Origin of the sequence: Methylocapsa sp. D3K7 (assembly GCF_029855125.1) — a bacterium.
Taxonomy (GTDB): Bacteria; Pseudomonadota; Alphaproteobacteria; order Rhizobiales; family Beijerinckiaceae; genus Methylocapsa.
In genome coordinates this window covers 2,630,958-2,647,875 of record NZ_CP123229.1, presented here as the reverse complement: position 1 = coordinate 2,647,875, position 16,918 = coordinate 2,630,958, and the positions used below count along the sequence as shown (strand labels likewise).

At 59.5% G+C, this 16,918-nt stretch carries 15 protein-coding genes; 8 read left to right on the top strand and 7 right to left on the bottom strand.

All coding sequences use genetic code 11. From position 1 onward, the window contains the following. Positions 1–164: 164 nt before the first annotated feature. Positions 165–1,727, bottom strand: a complete 1,563-nt coding sequence (locus QEV83_RS12400) for a YncE family protein (protein ID WP_280128037.1) — start codon at positions 1,725–1,727, stop codon at positions 165–167. 259 nt (positions 1,728–1,986) lie between these two features. Further along, the gene (locus tag QEV83_RS12395) at positions 1,987–2,544 is read right to left on the bottom strand and encodes an NAD(P)H-dependent oxidoreductase (protein ID WP_280128036.1); all 558 of its coding nucleotides are present in this window, start codon (positions 2,542–2,544) and stop codon (positions 1,987–1,989) included. 185 nt (positions 2,545–2,729) lie between these two features. Here QEV83_RS12395 and QEV83_RS12390 point away from each other — a divergent pair, with 185 nt between their 5' ends. The 3 genes from QEV83_RS12390 to QEV83_RS12380 are packed head-to-tail and all read left to right on the top strand — an operon-like array spanning position 2,730 to position 4,529. Beyond that, positions 2,730–3,200, top strand: a complete 471-nt coding sequence (locus QEV83_RS12390) for a hypothetical protein (RefSeq protein WP_280128035.1) — start codon at positions 2,730–2,732, stop codon at positions 3,198–3,200. After that, the gene (locus tag QEV83_RS12385) at positions 3,197–3,868 is read left to right on the top strand and encodes a YggS family pyridoxal phosphate-dependent enzyme (protein WP_280128034.1); all 672 of its coding nucleotides are present in this window, start codon (positions 3,197–3,199) and stop codon (positions 3,866–3,868) included. Before QEV83_RS12390 ends, QEV83_RS12385 begins: the two co-directional genes overlap by 4 nt. A gap of 40 nt (positions 3,869–3,908) precedes the next feature. Then, entirely contained in the window at positions 3,909–4,529 is a 621-nt protein-coding gene (locus QEV83_RS12380) for a class I SAM-dependent methyltransferase (RefSeq protein WP_280128033.1), read from the top strand. Positions 4,530–4,542: 13 nt separating this feature from the next. Here QEV83_RS12380 and QEV83_RS12375 read toward each other — a convergent pair whose 3' ends face one another. Then, complete coding sequence (locus tag QEV83_RS12375; protein WP_280128032.1) at positions 4,543–5,139, bottom strand: L,D-transpeptidase family protein; 597 nt, start codon at positions 5,137–5,139, stop codon at positions 4,543–4,545. Between the two features lie 203 nt (positions 5,140–5,342). Here QEV83_RS12375 and QEV83_RS12370 point away from each other — a divergent pair, with 203 nt between their 5' ends. The 4 genes from QEV83_RS12370 (at position 5,343) to QEV83_RS12355 (ending at position 9,503) form a co-directional block, all read left to right on the top strand. Then, positions 5,343–6,029: a response regulator transcription factor gene (locus QEV83_RS12370; protein WP_280128031.1), complete on the top strand. Its 687-nt coding sequence runs from the start codon at positions 5,343–5,345 to the stop codon at positions 6,027–6,029. A 39-nt stretch (positions 6,030–6,068) separates the two neighbouring features. After that, on the top strand, positions 6,069–6,539 hold the full coding sequence (locus QEV83_RS12365) for a cyclic nucleotide-binding domain-containing protein (RefSeq protein ID WP_280128030.1): 471 nt from the start codon (positions 6,069–6,071) through the stop codon (positions 6,537–6,539). A gap of 125 nt (positions 6,540–6,664) precedes the next feature. Beyond that, positions 6,665–8,065, top strand: coding sequence for a carotenoid oxygenase family protein (locus QEV83_RS12360; protein WP_280131048.1), 1,401 nt, complete (start codon positions 6,665–6,667; stop codon positions 8,063–8,065). Between the two features lie 25 nt (positions 8,066–8,090). Then, the gene (locus QEV83_RS12355; protein WP_280128029.1) at positions 8,091–9,503 is read left to right on the top strand and encodes an aldehyde dehydrogenase family protein; all 1,413 of its coding nucleotides are present in this window, start codon (positions 8,091–8,093) and stop codon (positions 9,501–9,503) included. A gap of 58 nt (positions 9,504–9,561) precedes the next feature. Here the strand turns inward: QEV83_RS12355 and QEV83_RS12350 are convergent, their stop codons facing one another. From QEV83_RS12350 to QEV83_RS12335, 4 genes are all read right to left on the bottom strand, one after another. Beyond that, complete coding sequence (locus QEV83_RS12350; protein ID WP_280128028.1) at positions 9,562–10,479, bottom strand: nucleotide-binding protein; 918 nt, start codon at positions 10,477–10,479, stop codon at positions 9,562–9,564. Positions 10,480–10,639: 160 nt separating this feature from the next. Continuing rightward, positions 10,640–11,041, bottom strand: a complete 402-nt coding sequence (locus QEV83_RS12345; protein WP_280128027.1) for a (deoxy)nucleoside triphosphate pyrophosphohydrolase — start codon at positions 11,039–11,041, stop codon at positions 10,640–10,642. A gap of 266 nt (positions 11,042–11,307) precedes the next feature. Further along, a complete protein-coding gene (gene argJ, locus QEV83_RS12340; protein WP_280131047.1) occupies positions 11,308–12,546 on the bottom strand; it encodes a bifunctional glutamate N-acetyltransferase/amino-acid acetyltransferase ArgJ in 1,239 nt (412 codons plus the stop codon). 104 nt (positions 12,547–12,650) lie between these two features. Further along, positions 12,651–13,535, bottom strand: a complete 885-nt coding sequence (locus tag QEV83_RS12335) for a peptidylprolyl isomerase (protein WP_280128026.1) — start codon at positions 13,533–13,535, stop codon at positions 12,651–12,653. Between the two features lie 420 nt (positions 13,536–13,955). Between QEV83_RS12335 and secA the strand changes: the two genes are divergently transcribed. Continuing rightward, on the top strand, positions 13,956–16,775 hold the full coding sequence (gene secA, locus QEV83_RS12330; protein WP_280128025.1) for a preprotein translocase subunit SecA: 2,820 nt from the start codon (positions 13,956–13,958) through the stop codon (positions 16,773–16,775). Positions 16,776–16,918: the final 143 nt, after the last annotated feature.

The following is a 16,918-nucleotide window of genomic DNA, read 5'->3' as shown; positions in this document are numbered from 1 at the left end:
GGACGCCTCGTGCCCTCATCCTGAGATTATCGAAGGACGAGACGGCGCCTTCGGCGCCTCCTCAGCATGAGGGCTTTGTAAGCGCAGGGGTTTAACGGGCTATTTATCAATCCTACACAGCATTAATTAACAGACTCGGTCAATCTCCTCTGGGGGGTCATGTTCTATTTGGTCAGGCCAGCCGTCCGGCTGCCCCCAAAATGAGCTGTTAACGAGGTCAAGCCGGCGTCATCGCCAATGCCCAGCGACACCTGCACCGGGTTTGCGATTCCGCTGAGAGGGGCGCCCTGGGCCTCGACCTGGACAGAATAGCGCAAGCTCCCTGTCTGCGCGATTTTCACCTTCAGTGACACGCCATCGATGTCGCCTTCATAGCTGTAAGAACGGCCAAATCTGTCGCCGTGAGCTTTGAACGATCCGGCTGGAATCGTCGCGATGAAGGGACCGGCCTGCAGTTTGACGGGTTCGGTATCAGGGTGAATTCCATTGCTCGCGGTGCTGCTCAGGACAAATGACGAATTGAACTGGAGCTTAGCTTTGCCTGGATCCTTACCTAGATTGACGTCAAGTCCTGCACGCAAGGCCAGAAACGGAGTCCCCTGCGGCGGCGGCATCATCACGATGTCACTGGGAGAGGGAACCGCAATTGTGGCGACAACGGTATTGCTTGCGGTCTCTATGATCGAGACGGTATTTTTGCTGGGATTTGCGGTATAGACGCGCGTCCCATCGGGCGTAACGGCGAGTCCACCGCCGGTGGGATCGCCGGTGTCAACCGTGGTCACGATTGCATCGCTCGCCGTATCAAGCACAATGACCTTGGTTCCCCGAACATACACGCGCTTTCCGTCCGGCGTGACGTTTACTGCCGAATTAAAAAACGAATGAGGTTCTAGCGGGATAGCCTTTTCCATGGTCGTGGTAGCCGTGTCGATTTTAAATATGTCACTTGCCCCAGAACCGTCGGGCGAACACCGCACATAGGCCGTTTTGCTGTCTGGAGAGATGGCCAATCCCTGTAAAGACCCATAGTAGGAAGAAAGTGTAACGTCCTTCGACGATTTGGTACTCCCCGCAGGATATAACGAAAGCGAGCAGTCTTGAGAAAGATAGTCGAAGGTATCTCTCAGGTAAACAAAGTGTCCGTTGGGAGCAAAGGCGATGTCACTGGCGTAATATCCATAAAACGAACCGGCGGCATGCACCGAACGCGAGGCTATATCGATCAACCAGACGGCGACATGCTGAGATCCAGGACTAGGGCAGTCTCCCATATTTTGGAAACAAGCTCCGGTCGCCACAAAGAGCTGGCTCCCATCGGGTGAAGCGGCGATTTTTGCTGTAAATTGGGTGTTCAGACTCAGCGCACCCGGGACGCTGCTGATGTTTAAGGGGATGGTCCCTATCACCACATCATTGGAGGCGTCGATGACAGAAATGTCGAGGCGGAAAAACGAAAAACCGGGCACAAGCGCATAGACATATTTGCCGTCTGGAGCCACGGCGGCCACGCTGCAGCAGGCAATGGTGCCGACAACCGAGTTGTTCCCCGTGTCGATCACGGAAATGCCATTGGCGCTGGTGACATAGGCCAGGGGTTGGCCGGTCCAGGCCTTGACCTCCGCCGGCCACACCATGGCGCACAGCCCCATCGCGAGCGTGACCCACAAAGCGACCCGGCGGCGGGGGCCCAAACCAGCGCTTGCGGCAAAAAGGTTTGCGAACATGGACATCCCCAAGTTTGCGCTTCGTCAGGACACGGACTTGGTCCGTCCTCCTGTGCGAGGTGGCCGATAGCGATAAAGATTAATAGTCAGCTTAACCGTAAGGGCTGGGGTTTGGTTCTGCACCGCACAAAAATTTTTGCGGCCCTCGACCGCGACTCTCGCAGTAGCCTTGCCGCAGCCAAGGGCGCCCTGGACATTCGAGATGATTGGGCTTTTCAGAGTTATCCCCGGAGCCGCAAAATTTGGCCGCGGCAATCAGTCAAGAATTTTGGACAGCGATCCACTTCGCGAACGCCTCAACAAATTGCTGCAAAAACGCGCGCGACCCATCATTGATGAGCTTGCCGCTCGCATCAAAAAGCTTATCGGCGCCGCCGATATAGGCTTCTGGCTGCTGCATCGCCGGCACGTTTAAAAACACCAGCGATTGTCTAAGATGCTGGTTCGCCCCAAAACCGCCGATGGGGCTGGGCGAGGCGCTGATGACGGCGCCGGGTTTGCCGTTCCAGGCACTCTGGCCATATGGCCGCGAGCCAACATCCAAGGCGTTTTTCAACGCCGCCGGTACCGAGCGGTTGTACTCGGGAGTGACAAAAAGAACAGCATCGGCCGCCTTCACCCGCGCCCGGAAGTCCGTATAGACCTGCGGCGGGTCTTGATCGAGATCTTGATTGTACAGCGGCAGCTGGCCGATCTCGACGATCGTCAGTTTCAGGGACGATGGCGCAAGCCCGGCGAGTGCTAGTGCCAGTTTCCGGTTGATCGACTCCTTGCGGAGGCTGCCGACAAAAACCGCAATGTCACGAACCGCGCTCATGGAACCTCCGAGAAATTTTACCCGCTTAGCAATAAGACCAATTTTCCGCGCGATCCTATCGCTCGAAGAGAGGCTCAAGTATACAGGCTTGTAAGATTTCCGGCGCCAATCGTACCAAAACGTTTCACGTGAAACATTTTGGTACGATTTGAGGCCTCGACCGGACCAAATCAGGGGAGGCGACAATGCATTGCTTGGTTCACGCCGCTTTTTCCGGAGCCGTAACGATCCTGGCCATGGGACAGGCCAGCGCGGAGGATGTTCAGGCGCTCTGCACGAAGCTCGGCAACAATGACAAGGTCAAAACCATCCCGGCCAGCCTCGTTCCAAAAGCGCGCCAGCTTTTCAGTATTTCGAATACGCCCGACGACTTTATTCGAAAGACGACATCCTTCCGCTGCATGGGAGGCAAGGCTTGGCTGTGCAACACGGGCGCCAATCTCGTTTGCGGCAAGGCCAACACCAGCCGCAATTCACCGGGCGCCACCGATTTTTGCAAACAAAACCCAGGCTCGGACGTCGTCCCCATGGCCGCCACGGGGCACGACACAATCTACGAGTGGAAATGCGTGGGAAGCAAAGCAACCATCACCAAGACATTTGCAACCGTCGATCCGCGCGGCTTCATCACCGACCAGTGGAAGCCGCTGGATTGAAAACAGCCGAAACCAGCCTCGACCGGCTCGCGGAATCGCGCGCCCGCATCACCCGCGCGGCGCGCGACGCCGGTCGCGATCCGCAAGAGGTGACGCTCGTCTGTGTTTCCAAAACTTTTGCCGCGCCGGATATCACGCCCATCATCGAGGCTGGCGAGCGTGTGTTCGGCGAGAACCGGGTCCAGGAGGCGCTGGAGAAATGGCCAGCGCTGAAGAAAAACCATCTCGGCCTCGAACTGCATCTGATCGGGCCTTTGCAATCCAATAAGGCGCAGGAAGCGGTGCTTTTTTTCGACGTGATCGAGACGGTGGACCGCGAAAAAATCGCCAAGACGATCGCCTCCGAAATCCAAAAAACCGGCCGTCATCCCCGCCTTTATGTCCAGGTGAATACGGGTGCCGAGCCGCAAAAGGCGGGGGTGCTTCCGCAAGAGGCGGACCGCTTTATCGCCAGCTGCCGTACGGATTATGGCCTCGACATTTCGGGCTTGATGTGCATCCCGCCGGTGGACGAGCAGGCCTCGCCGCATTTCGCGCTGTTGAACAAGATTGCCAAGCGCAACGGGATCGCCGTGCTCTCGATGGGGATGAGCAGCGATTTCGAACTGGCAATCCAGCTCGGCGCGACCCATGTAAGGGTTGGCGGTGCGATTTTTGGGAGCCGCTGAGGCGGCGACACAGGTTCATATGGCGGATGGGAGGTGACCCTTGACCGCCGGCGGGCAAGCCCATTGGGAGCATATTTACGAGACCAAGTCCGGGAACGATCTGAGCTGGTTTCAAGTACGCCCCTCCATCTCGCTCGAACTCATCCGGGCAACGGGAGTGAAACCAAGCGCCGCGATTATCGATATTGGCGGCGGCGAGTCTCGGCTGGTGGATGCCCTTTTGGACGAAGGCTTTGACGCGCTTACCGTTCTTGATATTTCGCAAAAAGCGCTGGCGGCCGCTAAAGCCCGGCTCGGGGCACGGTCCGCGAAAGTGGAATGGATCGCCACTGACGTCACCGCCTGGGAGCCAACGAAACCTTATGACCTATGGCACGACCGCGCGGCATTTCATTTTCTCACCGAAGCCGCCGACCGCCGGGCTTATTCGGAACGCGTGGCGAGGGCCGTGCGGCCGGGTGGCCATGTCATCATTGGCACATTCGCGCCGGATGGACCGCAAAAGTGCAGCGGTCTTCCCGTCCTGCGGCATGATGCAGCTTCCATCGGCGCCGTTCTGGGAGACAAGTTCACCCTTGTTGAATCTCGCCGCCATGACCATGTCACACCCGCTGGGGCCACGCAGAAGTTCCAGTTCAGCGTTTTTCGCCGATCTCAATGAATGAAGCAGCCCCTCACCTGATCACCAGCACGGCTTTCTTAGCGAGGCGCGGCAACAATTTTCGCAGATCGTTGGGACGGAGCGCGACGCAGCCTTCGGTCGGCGCCAAATCCGGCCGCGCGCAATGCAGAAAAATCGCGCTGCCGCGATGCTTGCGGCACGGTCGGATATTGTAGTCGAGCACGATCACGAGATCATAGAGCCGGTCCGCGCGCCAAAGTTTTTCGTGGCCTCCGCGCGAGGGCAAAGTTACAGGCCGGTTGTAGGCTGCGCTCGCCGGATCGTCGCACCAGCCATCGTTCGGACGGATCGGGCGCATCGGAAAGGGCCACGCATGGCGTAAGGTCTGGTCCGCCCGAAAAAAGCCACCGAGCAGGCGGAACTCTCCAACCGGTGTCGAGTGATCGCCTTCGCGCTTGGCGTGCGTCAGTCCCGTCTGTCCCAGGGCGCAGCGAAGCACGAGAGGACCGGCCTGCATCCGGCCAGTCAGGTGCTGTTGCGCTTGAGCCTGCCGGATGGAGGATGTCACGACGAGACGGCTCAGGCCATGCTTGACCTTGATGTGTCCGCGCGCAAAAGAGTTTTCCAGTTTTTTTGCAACACGTCTCATGCAAGCTTATGCTCTCGCCCTGTGAAAGCGATTCGCCGGCGGGGCGAAATGATTTTATAGCGCAATTTCCCGCCTCGTGGCGGACGATCCACTTTGTGTGTTCCCCATTAAGAAAGGCAGAGACAGCGGGACGCGGCCGGAGGAACCAGTACAGTTCCCGGCCGGTTATTGAGCGGAATGCCCTCTTCATCAAGGACCAGTTCATGACCACGGCTTTAAAAATCCTGATCGCGGACGACGACGCGGATTTGCGCGCCGCCTTGACCGAGCAGCTCGCCTTGCATGAAGAATTCACGGCGGTCCAAACGGACACGGCCAAGGGCGCAATCGAGGCGGTGCACGGACAGACACCCGATCTTGTCATCATGGACGTTGGTTTGCCGGATATGGACGGCCGCGCGGTCGTCAAGCAATTGCGCCAGGAAGGTTTCAAGAACCCGATCATCATGTTGACGGGGCGCAATTCCGAAACCGACACGGTCGAGGGCTTTGATGCGGGCGCCAATGATTATGTGGCAAAGCCGTTCCGCTTCGCCGAACTGCTCGCCCGGATCAGAGCGCATTTGCGCCAGCATGAGTCGAACGAAGAGGCGCTCTTCCGGATCGGGCCTTATACATTCCAGCCGGGGGCCAAACATCTGATCGGCGAAAAAGGCAACAAGCTCCGCCTGACCGAAAAGGAAACCGCGATCCTGCGGTTCCTCTACCGCGCCGGCCAATCGGTCACCTCACGGGAGGTTCTGCTGCGCGAGGTCTGGGGGTACAATTCCAACGTCACGACGCACACCCTTGAAACCCATATTTACCGGCTGCGCCAAAAGATCGAGCGCGATCCAGCCAAGGCACAGCTTCTCGTAACGGCGGCGGGCGGCTATAAGCTGATCCCGTGATGGCCCGGCGAGCCTGTTCGCGGCCAGGGGGGCGCCCGAATGGGTCTGGAAGACGATATCGGCAAACTTGCGCGGAACCCGACGTTTTCGGTGATTGAACCGGAAGCGCTGCGGCTGATCGCTTTTTCCGGCGATTCGCTCATTCTGAGGGCTGGCGATGTCTTGTTCCGGCGGGATGAAATGTCCAATGGCGGCTATGTGGTGCTCAGCGGCTCGATCGCGATGGATGCGGCGGACACCGGCACCGCGGCGCGGATCGTGCGCCCGCCCGGCCTCATTGGCGATCTCGCGCTTCTGACGCAAACACGGCGGCCGGCGACGGCGATCGCCCGCGAGCCCTCGACGGTTCTTCGCATTCCTCGCCCGCTCTTCCATCGCGTGCTGCAGGAGTTCCCCGAAAGCGCCGAGCGTTTGCGGCAGTCCTTGAGCGAAAGGCTTAGTCAGTTCATCGGCGAACTCGGCGCCGTGCGGGAACTGCTTGCGCCAGACGATATCCCAAAGTCAGAGTGAGTGGCTCATCCCGGTGACCGTTTAGCGCCAGGGATTGTCTGGGGCCGGCAAATCTTGCGGAAGCTGCGTGTCCGCGATCAAATGCGAAAGCGCGGTTTTGCAATCAGGATGACCCGTTGACAAGCATGGGATTTTCAGCGGGTTTCAAAACCCTCGGCGCCGAGACACAGGGCGACGAACTCGCCTGGCAGGGCAGCCCGCCTCCGTGGTTGAATGGTGTCTTGCTGCGGACCGGCCCCGCCAAATTCGAAGTGGGGGCCGCTGCCTATCGCCATTGGTTCGACGGGCTTGCGATGCTGCACCGTTTCGGCTTCGATGGCGGACGAATCCACTACGCCAATCGCTTTCTCCAAAGCGAATCTTATCGCAATGCAATTGTGAAAAATACCATTGTGAGCGATGAATTCGCGACGAACGGCTCCCGCCTCTGGTCGAGGATTCTCGGCCCGCTGACCGGAAAACTCACCGACAATGGCAATGTGAACGTGCTGGCCTATGGCGGCCACGACACGGTGGCCCTGACGGAAACGCCCTGCCCGCTGCGGTTCGATCCCGAAACCCTCGAGACGCTGGGCCCCTTCGAATGGACGGACGGGCTTAAAAACGAGCTTACGACGGCGCATCCTCACTATGACGCGGGCCGCCAACTGATCTACAATTTCGAGACCCGCTTCGGCCGCAAGAGTTATTACCGCTTTACGCGCATGGCTCCCGGCTCGCATCACCGGAGCGTGGTCGCCGAGATCGAAACCCGCGAGCCCGCCTATACCCACAGTTTCGCGATGAGCGAGCGCACTTTGGTCCTCGCCGAGTTTCCGCTGGTGACGACGCCGTTGCGGCTGTTGTTCGGCGGGCGTCCCTTCATCGAATCCTATCGTTGGGTGCCGTCGCGGGGTGTCCGCTTCACCGTGATCGACAAGGACACCGGCGTGATCCTCCGCCGCGCCGAAGCCGAGGCCTGTTTTTCGTTTCACCATGTTAATGCGTTCGATGAAGATGGTGCGGTCGTGCTCGATCTCCTCGCCTATCCTGACGCGCGCGTCATCGATGCCTTCTATCTCGCCGAACTTCGCGCTGGCAAAGCCATTCCGCAAAGCCTTTTGACGCGGTTCACAATTCCCCTCGGCGAGGGGCCGGTCACACAAACCGTTCTGTCGGGCGCGCCGCTGGAACTCCCGCGCATCGCCTATCCCCGGCTTGCCGGGCGCCGCCATCGCTATGTCTGGGGCGCGAGCCCAACGGGCAGCGGTTTTTTCGACAGTCTCGTCAAACAGGATCTGGACACGCGAAAGCTCGCGAACTGGACCGAGAAAGACACGTTTCCCGGCGAGCCGGTGTTTGTCCCCGCGCCAAATGCCGGGGCTGAGGACGAAGGCGTTCTGTTGTCAGTGGTGCTCGATGGCGAAGGCGCGCGGTCATTCCTGCTGGCCGTCGATGCGGCGACCATGAAGGAGTGCGCGCGCGCCTATGCGCCGCATGTCATTCCCTTCGGCTTCCATGGGAACTATTTTGCCAACGCCGCATAGCGTAACGCAGGGAAGCTCGAAAACCATGAGCGCCACAACGCAGTCATACCCTTCGATCGAGACCGTCTTCGCCGCGCAGCGCAAAACAGCGATCGCGCTGCGCACGTCCACGGCGCAGATGCGGATCGAAAAGCTGAAGCGGCTCGAAGCGGCAATTCTTAGCCATCGCGCCGCGATCTTTAAAGCACTCGCCGCCGATTTGCACCGGTCCGAGGCCGAGACGGAATTTTTGGAGCTTCTTCCAGTGATCGCCGGTATCCGCCACGCGCGCCGGCATCTGGCATCCTGGATGAAACCGAAACGCGTCCCGCCGACCCTCATGATGCTCGGGACCAGGGCGCGGATCGTTTACGAGCCGAGAGGCGTCTCGCTGATCATCGCACCTTGGAATTATCCGGTCAGCCTTTTGCTCGGGCCTTTGATCTCCGCCATCGCCGCCGGATGTCCGGTCATCGTCAAGCCTTCAGAAATCAGCGAGGCTTGCGCGTCGGTCATGACGGAACTGATCCGCGAAACATTTGACCCGCAAGACATCGCCGCGTTCGAGGGCGACATTTCGGTTTCGGCGGCACTCCTCGATCTGCCCTTCGATCATATCTTTTTCACTGGCAGCCCAGGCGTCGGCAAAGTCGTCATGGCGGCAGCGGCCAAGCATCTCGCCTCGGTCACACTGGAACTCGGCGGCAAGTCGCCGGTCATCGTCGATGAAAGCGCCGACATCGTGAAGGCGGCGAAGAGCATCGCCTGGGGCAAATTTTCCAATAGCGGGCAAACCTGCATCGCACCAGACTATGCGTTTGTGCATGAAAGCCGCTTGCCGCAATTTATCGAGGCGATGAAAGATGCCATCGCATCAATGTATGGCGATGCCATGCAAAGCCCTGATTACGCCCGGATCATCAACCCCCGGAATTTCGACCGCGTGTCGCGCCTCATCGACGATGCGACGGCGGGTGGTGCTGTGATCGTCGCAGGTGGTAAACGCGATGCGGGACAAAAATTCATCGCCCCGGTGCTGCTGACCGGAGCGGCCTCCAATTCAGCGATCCTACAGGAAGAGATTTTCGGGCCGGTTTTGCCCATCGTCGCCTATCGGGATTTGGCGGAGCCACTCACCGCGATCAACACGAGGCCAAAACCCCTCGCGCTTTATATCTATGCTAGGGACCGCGCGCGCATCGATCGCATCTTGCGGGAAACTTCGGCGGGCGGCTCCTGCATCAATGCCTCGATGATTCACTTCTCGCATGAGAATCTGCCGTTCGGCGGCATCGGCACGTCGGGGCTCGGCAATGGGCATGGATTTTATGGCTTCCGCGCCTTCTCGCATGAGCGTGCCGTGCTGGAAGACAAGTTCAGCGTCGTGCCGATGCTGTTTCCGCCCTACACCAAGCGGGTGAAGAAAATGATTGAATGGGTGGTGCGATGGTTTACGTGAGGTGACGGCAGGCACCACCGTCAGCAAAGAAGACCAAGTAAGCCTGGACTCGTCTAGGTCATGATCGCATTGCTTTGTTCCAATCAATTTCGTTGCCAGCCGCTTCCAATTCCTTGGCTAACGCAGTCCTCCATGCGCCGCTATTATCGAACGGTGTCCAAGCTACGCCGATGATGTCTGAAGGCATTTCTAGTTCGCCGGATTTGATGGCACACACATGCCTACGACCAAGCTTCCCGATAAAGTAGCCCAACTCCAGAACAACATTCTGGCGTGCTCGCGGTTGCTGCGTACCATCGCGGGGGCTGCCCATATCATCGGGGGTCAATAACACGACCGCAAAACCGACATCGGCATGGTCCTCGAATTTCTCGATAATGGTACGGCCTTGGTTTGCTTGTTCGTGCAAGATAATAGGTGTGAAATCGATCTTTTCAAGGAAACGCGCCAAGGCTTCGCGTGGTCCCTCTTCGTGACCGTGAACGACGAACACCTTGCGAGACAGAGGTGCCTGCGCAACCACATGCGTTGGCGGTGAAGAGCTGGTCTCATATTCTTGTTCAGCAATTTCGTCCTCAAGTGTCCGGATCGCTTGGTGCAGGAGGACAACCGATTGCTGCTTGCCATCTGCGAAATAGTGGCGCGCTTCATCCGCATCCCGGGCATCGTAATTTATTGATCCACCACCCCAGACTGGGGGCATGCGGGCTATGTGGGGGCCGTGGTCGAGCGTGGCAGCGCGGCTGTAACGCTCATAGGCAGGCGTGCGGTCCCCAAATGCCGCTGACAGCGCGTCAGCGATAGCCACCTCGAGCGCCATGACTTCAGGCACACCATATCGCTTCTGCACCTTTTGAGGATCGAAGGCTCCGAGATCGCGGATACAGTTTTGCAACCGCTCAATGCGGCGGCGTTTCTGGTCGACGGTGAGGATCGGGATTTCCGGCTTCGGGAGGACGGGGCGACGAGAAGTCATAGATGGACACCTATAAGCGTGTGATACAAAGACATTATCATATATATTAAGTTGCGCGGCCTCCCCCAAACACCATCGTCTCGCCAACGTAATGAAATGATCTGATCAAGTTCACATTGCCTGGGGTTACATCCCAAGCCGCCATCCTAGCGCAGATGGCTCACCCCAAAAGATCGATCAGCGCCGGTATCAGCGGCGCGTCAGCGGGCGGCATTGGATAGGCGCGTAGCTCCTTGGGGGCTACCCATTTCAGCTCCTGATGTTCCCGCGCGACGACAAGCCCCTTCCAGCGGCGGCAGATATAAAGCGGCATCAAAAGGTGGAAATCTTCATAGGCAAAACTCGCGAACGTCAGCGGCGCGAGGCAAGCCTCTTCGACGATGATCCCGAGTTCCTCGCGCAATTCGCGGATCAGCGCTTCTTCCGGCCGCTCGCTCGCTTCGACTTTTCCGCCGGGAAACTCCCACAGGCCGCCAAGCTGCTTATCCAGCGGGCGTTGCGCGATCAGCACCCGGCAATCCGGGTCAATGAGCGCAGCGGCAGTGACGAGCAAAAGTTTCACGCGCGCGGCTCGCCCTTTGTGGAATCGCTACCCGGCGAAATCGCAACTCGCCATTTATTCAACGGCGGCCAGTGTGGCGAGCGGATCGAACCTGTCAAGGATGCCATAGGGCGTTCCGAAGAACGCCCGTCGCAAGCAACGGGCTATAGCACCGGCCGCGCCGGCGCGAGCAAAGCTCGCGTCCTTGACAGGATCGACTCCGCCTCGCCGATCATGCCAGCCGTGCGATGAATGGCAGACTCTGACTTTTGCCAGTCAGGAATTTTTCACGACCTATAGTCGCCATTGATCGCGACATATTCCTTCGTGAGATCGCAGGTCCACACCTTGGCGGCGCTCTTCGCCAGGCCGAGATCGACGCGAATGGCAATTTCATCCGCGCGCATGAGTTTGGAGACTTCCGCCTCGTCATAGGCCGGGTCACGCTGGCCCTTGTGAGCAACGCGGACGCCGTTGAACCAGATGGCGAGCTTGTCGCGCTCGGCGCGCTCGCCCGCCTTACCGACCGCCATGACGACGCGGCCCCAATTGGCGTCCTCGCCCGCAAGCGCGGTTTTGACGAGCGGCGAATTGGCAATCGAGAGCGCGATCCTCTTGGCGGCGCCGGGCGATGCCGCGCCAGTCACTTGCACCTCGACGAATTTGCGGGCGCCCTCGCCGTCCCGCACGACCTGATGTGCGAGATCGAGGAGAAGATGGTCGAGCGCGGCTTTGAAGGGCGCCAGGCGGCGGTCGTTGGCGGCGGCGATGTGCGGCGCCCCGCGCTTGGCGGCGGCGCCCGTCGCGAACAGCAGCAGCGTGTCGGAGGTGGAGGTGTCGCTGTCAACGGTGATCGCGTTGAAGGATGTTTGCACACCCTTCGACAGCAGGGATTGCAAGACCGGCGCGGCGATCGGCGCATCGGTGAACACGAACGCCAGCATGGTCGCCATGTCGGGCGCAATCATCCCGGCGCCTTTTGCCATGCCGGAAATCCTGACCTCGACGCCGCCGAGCATCGTCCTCGCGGTGGCAACTTTCGGAAAGGTATCGGTCGTCATGATGGCTTTGGCCGCCTCAAACAGACCCCCCTGAGAGGCGCGGGCCGCAAGCTTGTCGAGCACGCCATCGAATTTCGTGGCATCGAGCGGCTCGCCGATGACGCCGGTCGAGGCCAGAAAGATTTCCGGAAGCGGCGCCCCAGTCGCCTTGGCGGCAAGCGCGGCGGCGAATTTGACTGCCTGGACTCCCGTCTTACCGGTAAAGGCATTGGCGTTGCCCGAGTTGACGAGAAGGGCGCGAGCCTTGCCGCCCTTGAGTTTCGTCCGGCACCAATCGACCGGCGCCGAGGGGCATTTCGATTTGGTAAAAACCCCCGCCACCTGCGTGCCCTTGTCGAACAGGGCCAGCATGACGTCGGTGCGCTCTTTATAACGGATGCCCGCCGCGCCCGTGGCGAAGCGTACGCCTTCGATTTCGGGCAGTTCGGGAAAGGATTTGGGGGCAAGCGGCGAGACGGTAGCCATGGGATTGAGATCTTTGGCGATTTTTAAGGGGAAGGTGCAAGCCTCGAGGGAGGCGCCCACCGCCTCCCTTCCTGCACCCAACCGGGCTTTTGACCCTCAGCCGCTTATTTCTTGCCCGGGGCTGGCGCCGGGGCGGGGGTGCCGGGCTTGTCGGTTTTCGGCGGCTCCGGCGGCGTGGTCAGCTCGATCTTGGCACCTTTGCGCAGATCTTGAACGTAAGCCAGCTGCGCCTTTTGAACGACATAACGGCTCACCTGATCCTTGACCTGATCGAACGGCGGCGGCGTTTTTTCACGTTTGTCGAGGATCTCGATGATATGCCAGCCAAACGGGCTTTTCACCGGGTCGGACACCTGACCGACATCGAGCTTGAACGCGGCGTCGGAAAATTCCGGCACCATGCGATCCTTGGTGAACCAGCCAAGATCGCCGCCTTCTGAGCCCGGGTCCTTCGAGAGTTCCTTGGCCAGTTTCTCGAATTCGTCGCCGCCCATCAGCCGTTTCAGCGCTGTTTTCGCTTCATCCTCGGTTCCGACCAGGATGTGGCGGGCGTGGATTTCGGTTTCCGGCTTCTGCTTCTTGATTTCCTCGTCATAGGTCGCCTTGATGGCCGCATCCGTGGCGGCACCCTTGGCGACTTTCTCGAGGACGCCTTCCATCAGCAGCTTTTCGCGGTAATAAGCCAGCTTCTTGGCGAATTCCGGCGTCTGGTCGGCCTTGTCGGCGAGCGCCTTTTGCGCCACCAGTTCACTGTTGATCAAATAATCGAGCACATAGCTGTCACGCGCTTTTTGGTCGGCCTGCGGCGGCAGACTGGACCGCAGATCGTCGGCGGCAAGGGCCAAATCCTCATCGGTAATTTGCTTTCCGTTGACCGTCGCGAGAACCTTGGCCGCCGCCGGAAAGGCCGTAAGGACCGCGGGCGCCGCCAAGCTTAGCAGGAACACCATACCGGCGGCTTTGGTACGCAGGCTATTCGTCAGAATCATGAAGTTGAGCTCCGCAAGGATAGGCCGCCGCGTTCAAAGCAGCGCTGCATTGGGGTTGTTTGCCGCGCGACCATGCACGGACAGCCGGATTTGACAAGCCCCGGCCCCAATCTTATCTGTCGAATGGGCAACCGCCAGATCGGATTTCCAGAGTTTTTCGGCCCCCGTAAAAGCGGCAATCCGTGTGTCGACCCTCCATGGCCAGTGTTGCGGTGCGGTAGACATGCGGGTTTTCAGGCAGACGCCCAAGTTTCGAGGCACCGCTTAAGGCGCTGTCCGTACGGAAATCCGTGGGCGGATCAAAGATCACGCGAATACGATCGAGTTGAACCGTGATCCAGTTCGATGTGGGATCGTGAGGCAAGCGCTTGTGACATTGAATAGAGTGCTCCGGTCCTGCTCCAGAAAGGTCGTTTTGTAATGTTTGGCTCCTTCGCGAAAAAGATTTTCGGTTCCTCGAACGATCGCCGTCTCAAGGGCTATCGGCCGAAAGTCGCGGCGATCAACGCGCTCGAGCCCGAGGTGCAGAAACTCACCGATGCCGAACTCGCCGCGCGGACCGTGGCGTTTCGCGAAGCGGTCGCCGCCGGCAAAAGCCTGGAGGATTTGCTGGTTCCGGCTTTCGCGACGGTGCGGGAAGCGGCCCGCCGCGTCCTCGGGCAGCGGCACTTCGATGTTCAGCTGGTCGGCGGCATGGTATTGCACGAAGGCGCAATCGCCGAAATGCGGACCGGTGAGGGCAAGACGCTTGTCGCGACGCTCGCGTGCTACCTCAATGCGCTCGCCGGCAAGGGCGTGCATGTGATCACCGTCAACGATTATCTCGCCCGCCGCGACGCCGAATGGATGGGCCGCATCTATAACTTCCTCGGACTTTCGACCGGGACCATCGTGCATGGCCTCGAAGACGACGAACGCCGCCGCGCCTACGCCGCCGATATCACCTACGGGACCAACAACGAGTTCGGCTTCGACTATCTCCGCGACAATATGAAATACGAACTCGCCCAGATGGTTCAGCGCGGTCATCATTATGCGATCGTCGACGAGGTTGATTCGATTCTCGTCGACGAAGCGCGCACGCCGTTGATTATTTCGGGGGCGTCCGACGATCGGTCCGACCTCTATGTCGCGGCTGACAAAGCCATTCCGAGCCTCACGGAAGAGGACTTCGAACTCGACGAGAAGCAGCGTACGACGAATCTGACCGATGCCGGCAATGAGCATATGGAGGAATTGCTGGGCGAACTCGGGGTGCTTTCCGAGGGCTCGCTCTATGACGCCATCAATGTCACCCTCGTGCATCACGTGAACCAAGCTTTGCGCGCGCATAAATTGTTCAAGCGCGACAAGGATTACATTGTGCGCAATGGCGAAGTCGTCATCATCGACGAATTCACCGGCCGGATGATGCCGGGCCGCCGTTACTCGGAAGGGCTGCATCAGGCGCTGGAAGCCAAGGAGCACGTCGCGATCCAGCCGGAGAATGTGACGCTCGCCTCGATCACCTTCCAGAATTATTTCCGCCTCTACGGCAAACTCGCCGGGATGACCGGGACGGCCGCGACCGAGGCGGACGAATTCGCCGAAATCTATAAGCTCGATGTCGTCGAGATTCCGACCAACCAGCCGGTCAAGCGCCACGACGAGGACGACGAAGTTTACCGCACGGCCGAAGAAAAACTTCGCGCCATCGTCCGCGAGATCGAGGCCGCCAACGCGAAATTCCAGCCGATGCTTGTTGGCACCACATCGATCGAAAAGTCCGAGCAGCTCGCCGAGGCGATGAAAAAGCAGGGCTATAAGCAGATCGATTTCACCCATCCGGAAGCCTTGCAAAAACTCTACGCGGCCGCGCGCTCGGACAAGCCCTCAAAGCTGTTCGCGGTTTTGAACGCCCGCTTTCATGAGCAGGAAGCCCCTATCGTCGCCGAGGCGGGCGTGCCCGGCGCCATCACCGTGGCTACCAACATGGCCGGCCGCGGCACCGACATTCAGCTCGGCGGCAATGTCGAGATGCGGGTCGCGCAGGAATGCGCCAATCTTGAACAAGGCTCCGAACACGAGGCGAAGGAAGCCGAAATCAGGGCCGAGGTCGAGCGCTTCCGGGCCAAGGCGATTGCCGCCGGGGGCCTCTATATCATCGGCACCGAGCGTCACGAAAGCCGGCGGATCGACAATCAGTTGCGCGGCCGTGCCGGGCGGCAAGGCGATCCGGGCCGTTCGAAATTCTTCTTGTCGCTCAAGGATGATCTGATGCGGATCTTCGGCTCCGACCGGATGGAGTCCATGCTCGTCAAGCTCGGCCTCCAGGAAGACGAAGCGATTGTTCATCCCTGGATCAACAAGGCGCTCGAAAAGGCGCAGCAAAAAGTCGAGGCTCGAAACTTCGACATGCGCAAGAACATTCTGAAATACGACAACGTCATGAACGATCAACGCAAGGTCGTCTTCGAACAACGCCGCGAGATGATGGCGCAAGACTCACTTGAGGAAATGATTACCGACATGCGCGAAGGCGTTGTCGACGATCTCATCGCCAAGCATATTCCGCGCGACTCCTACCCGGAAGCCTGGGACATCGGGGATTTCACGCAAGCCGTGCAAGCTGCCTTCAACATCACGCTTCCGCTGGCCGATTGGGCCAAGGAAGAAGGGATCACCGAGGACGAGATGCACGAGCGTCTGCGTAAGGCGGCCGGCGAAGCCTACGCGGCCCGGGTGGAAAAGAACGGTCCGGAAATTACCCGCTATGTCGAAAAGCAGATCGTTCTGCAAGCGCTCGATCATCTGTGGCGCGAGCATCTCGTGACACTCGATCATCTGCGCCAAGTTGTCGGCTGGCGCGGCATGGCACAGCGCGATCCGTTGAATGAATACAAGGCCGAGGCCTTCGAGCTATTCAGCGAATTGATCAAACATCTACGGGAGGCGACGACCACGCAACTCAATCGCGTCGAGGTCGCCTTCGAGCGGCCGCCGCCGATGGAAGCGATCGAGGTTGCCGATGCCGGGGGACCGGCTTTTCCGGGCTCCCCGGTCCATGCCGCCTTTCCCGCCGCGAACGGTCCCGGCGCACAGACAGTCAATCCGATTTTCGGCGCTTCCGGCGCGGGGGCCACCGAAACGCTTGTTCGTGAACCCGCCGAGCAACGGGGGGCCGTCGGGAAGGTCGGGCGCAACCAGCCCTGCCCTTGCGGCTCGGGCAAGAAATACAAGCATTGCCACGGCGCCGCGTGAGGAACTCGCGCCGGTGCCTGACGAACCGGGCCGCCAATTGACTTGCATCAAGAAAGACTGGCCTCGACCCGCCTAGAACGACCAAGCTGGAACCCCCAAGGGGATGTTCGAATTTCAATTCCGCGTGGGGAATTGAAAATGAG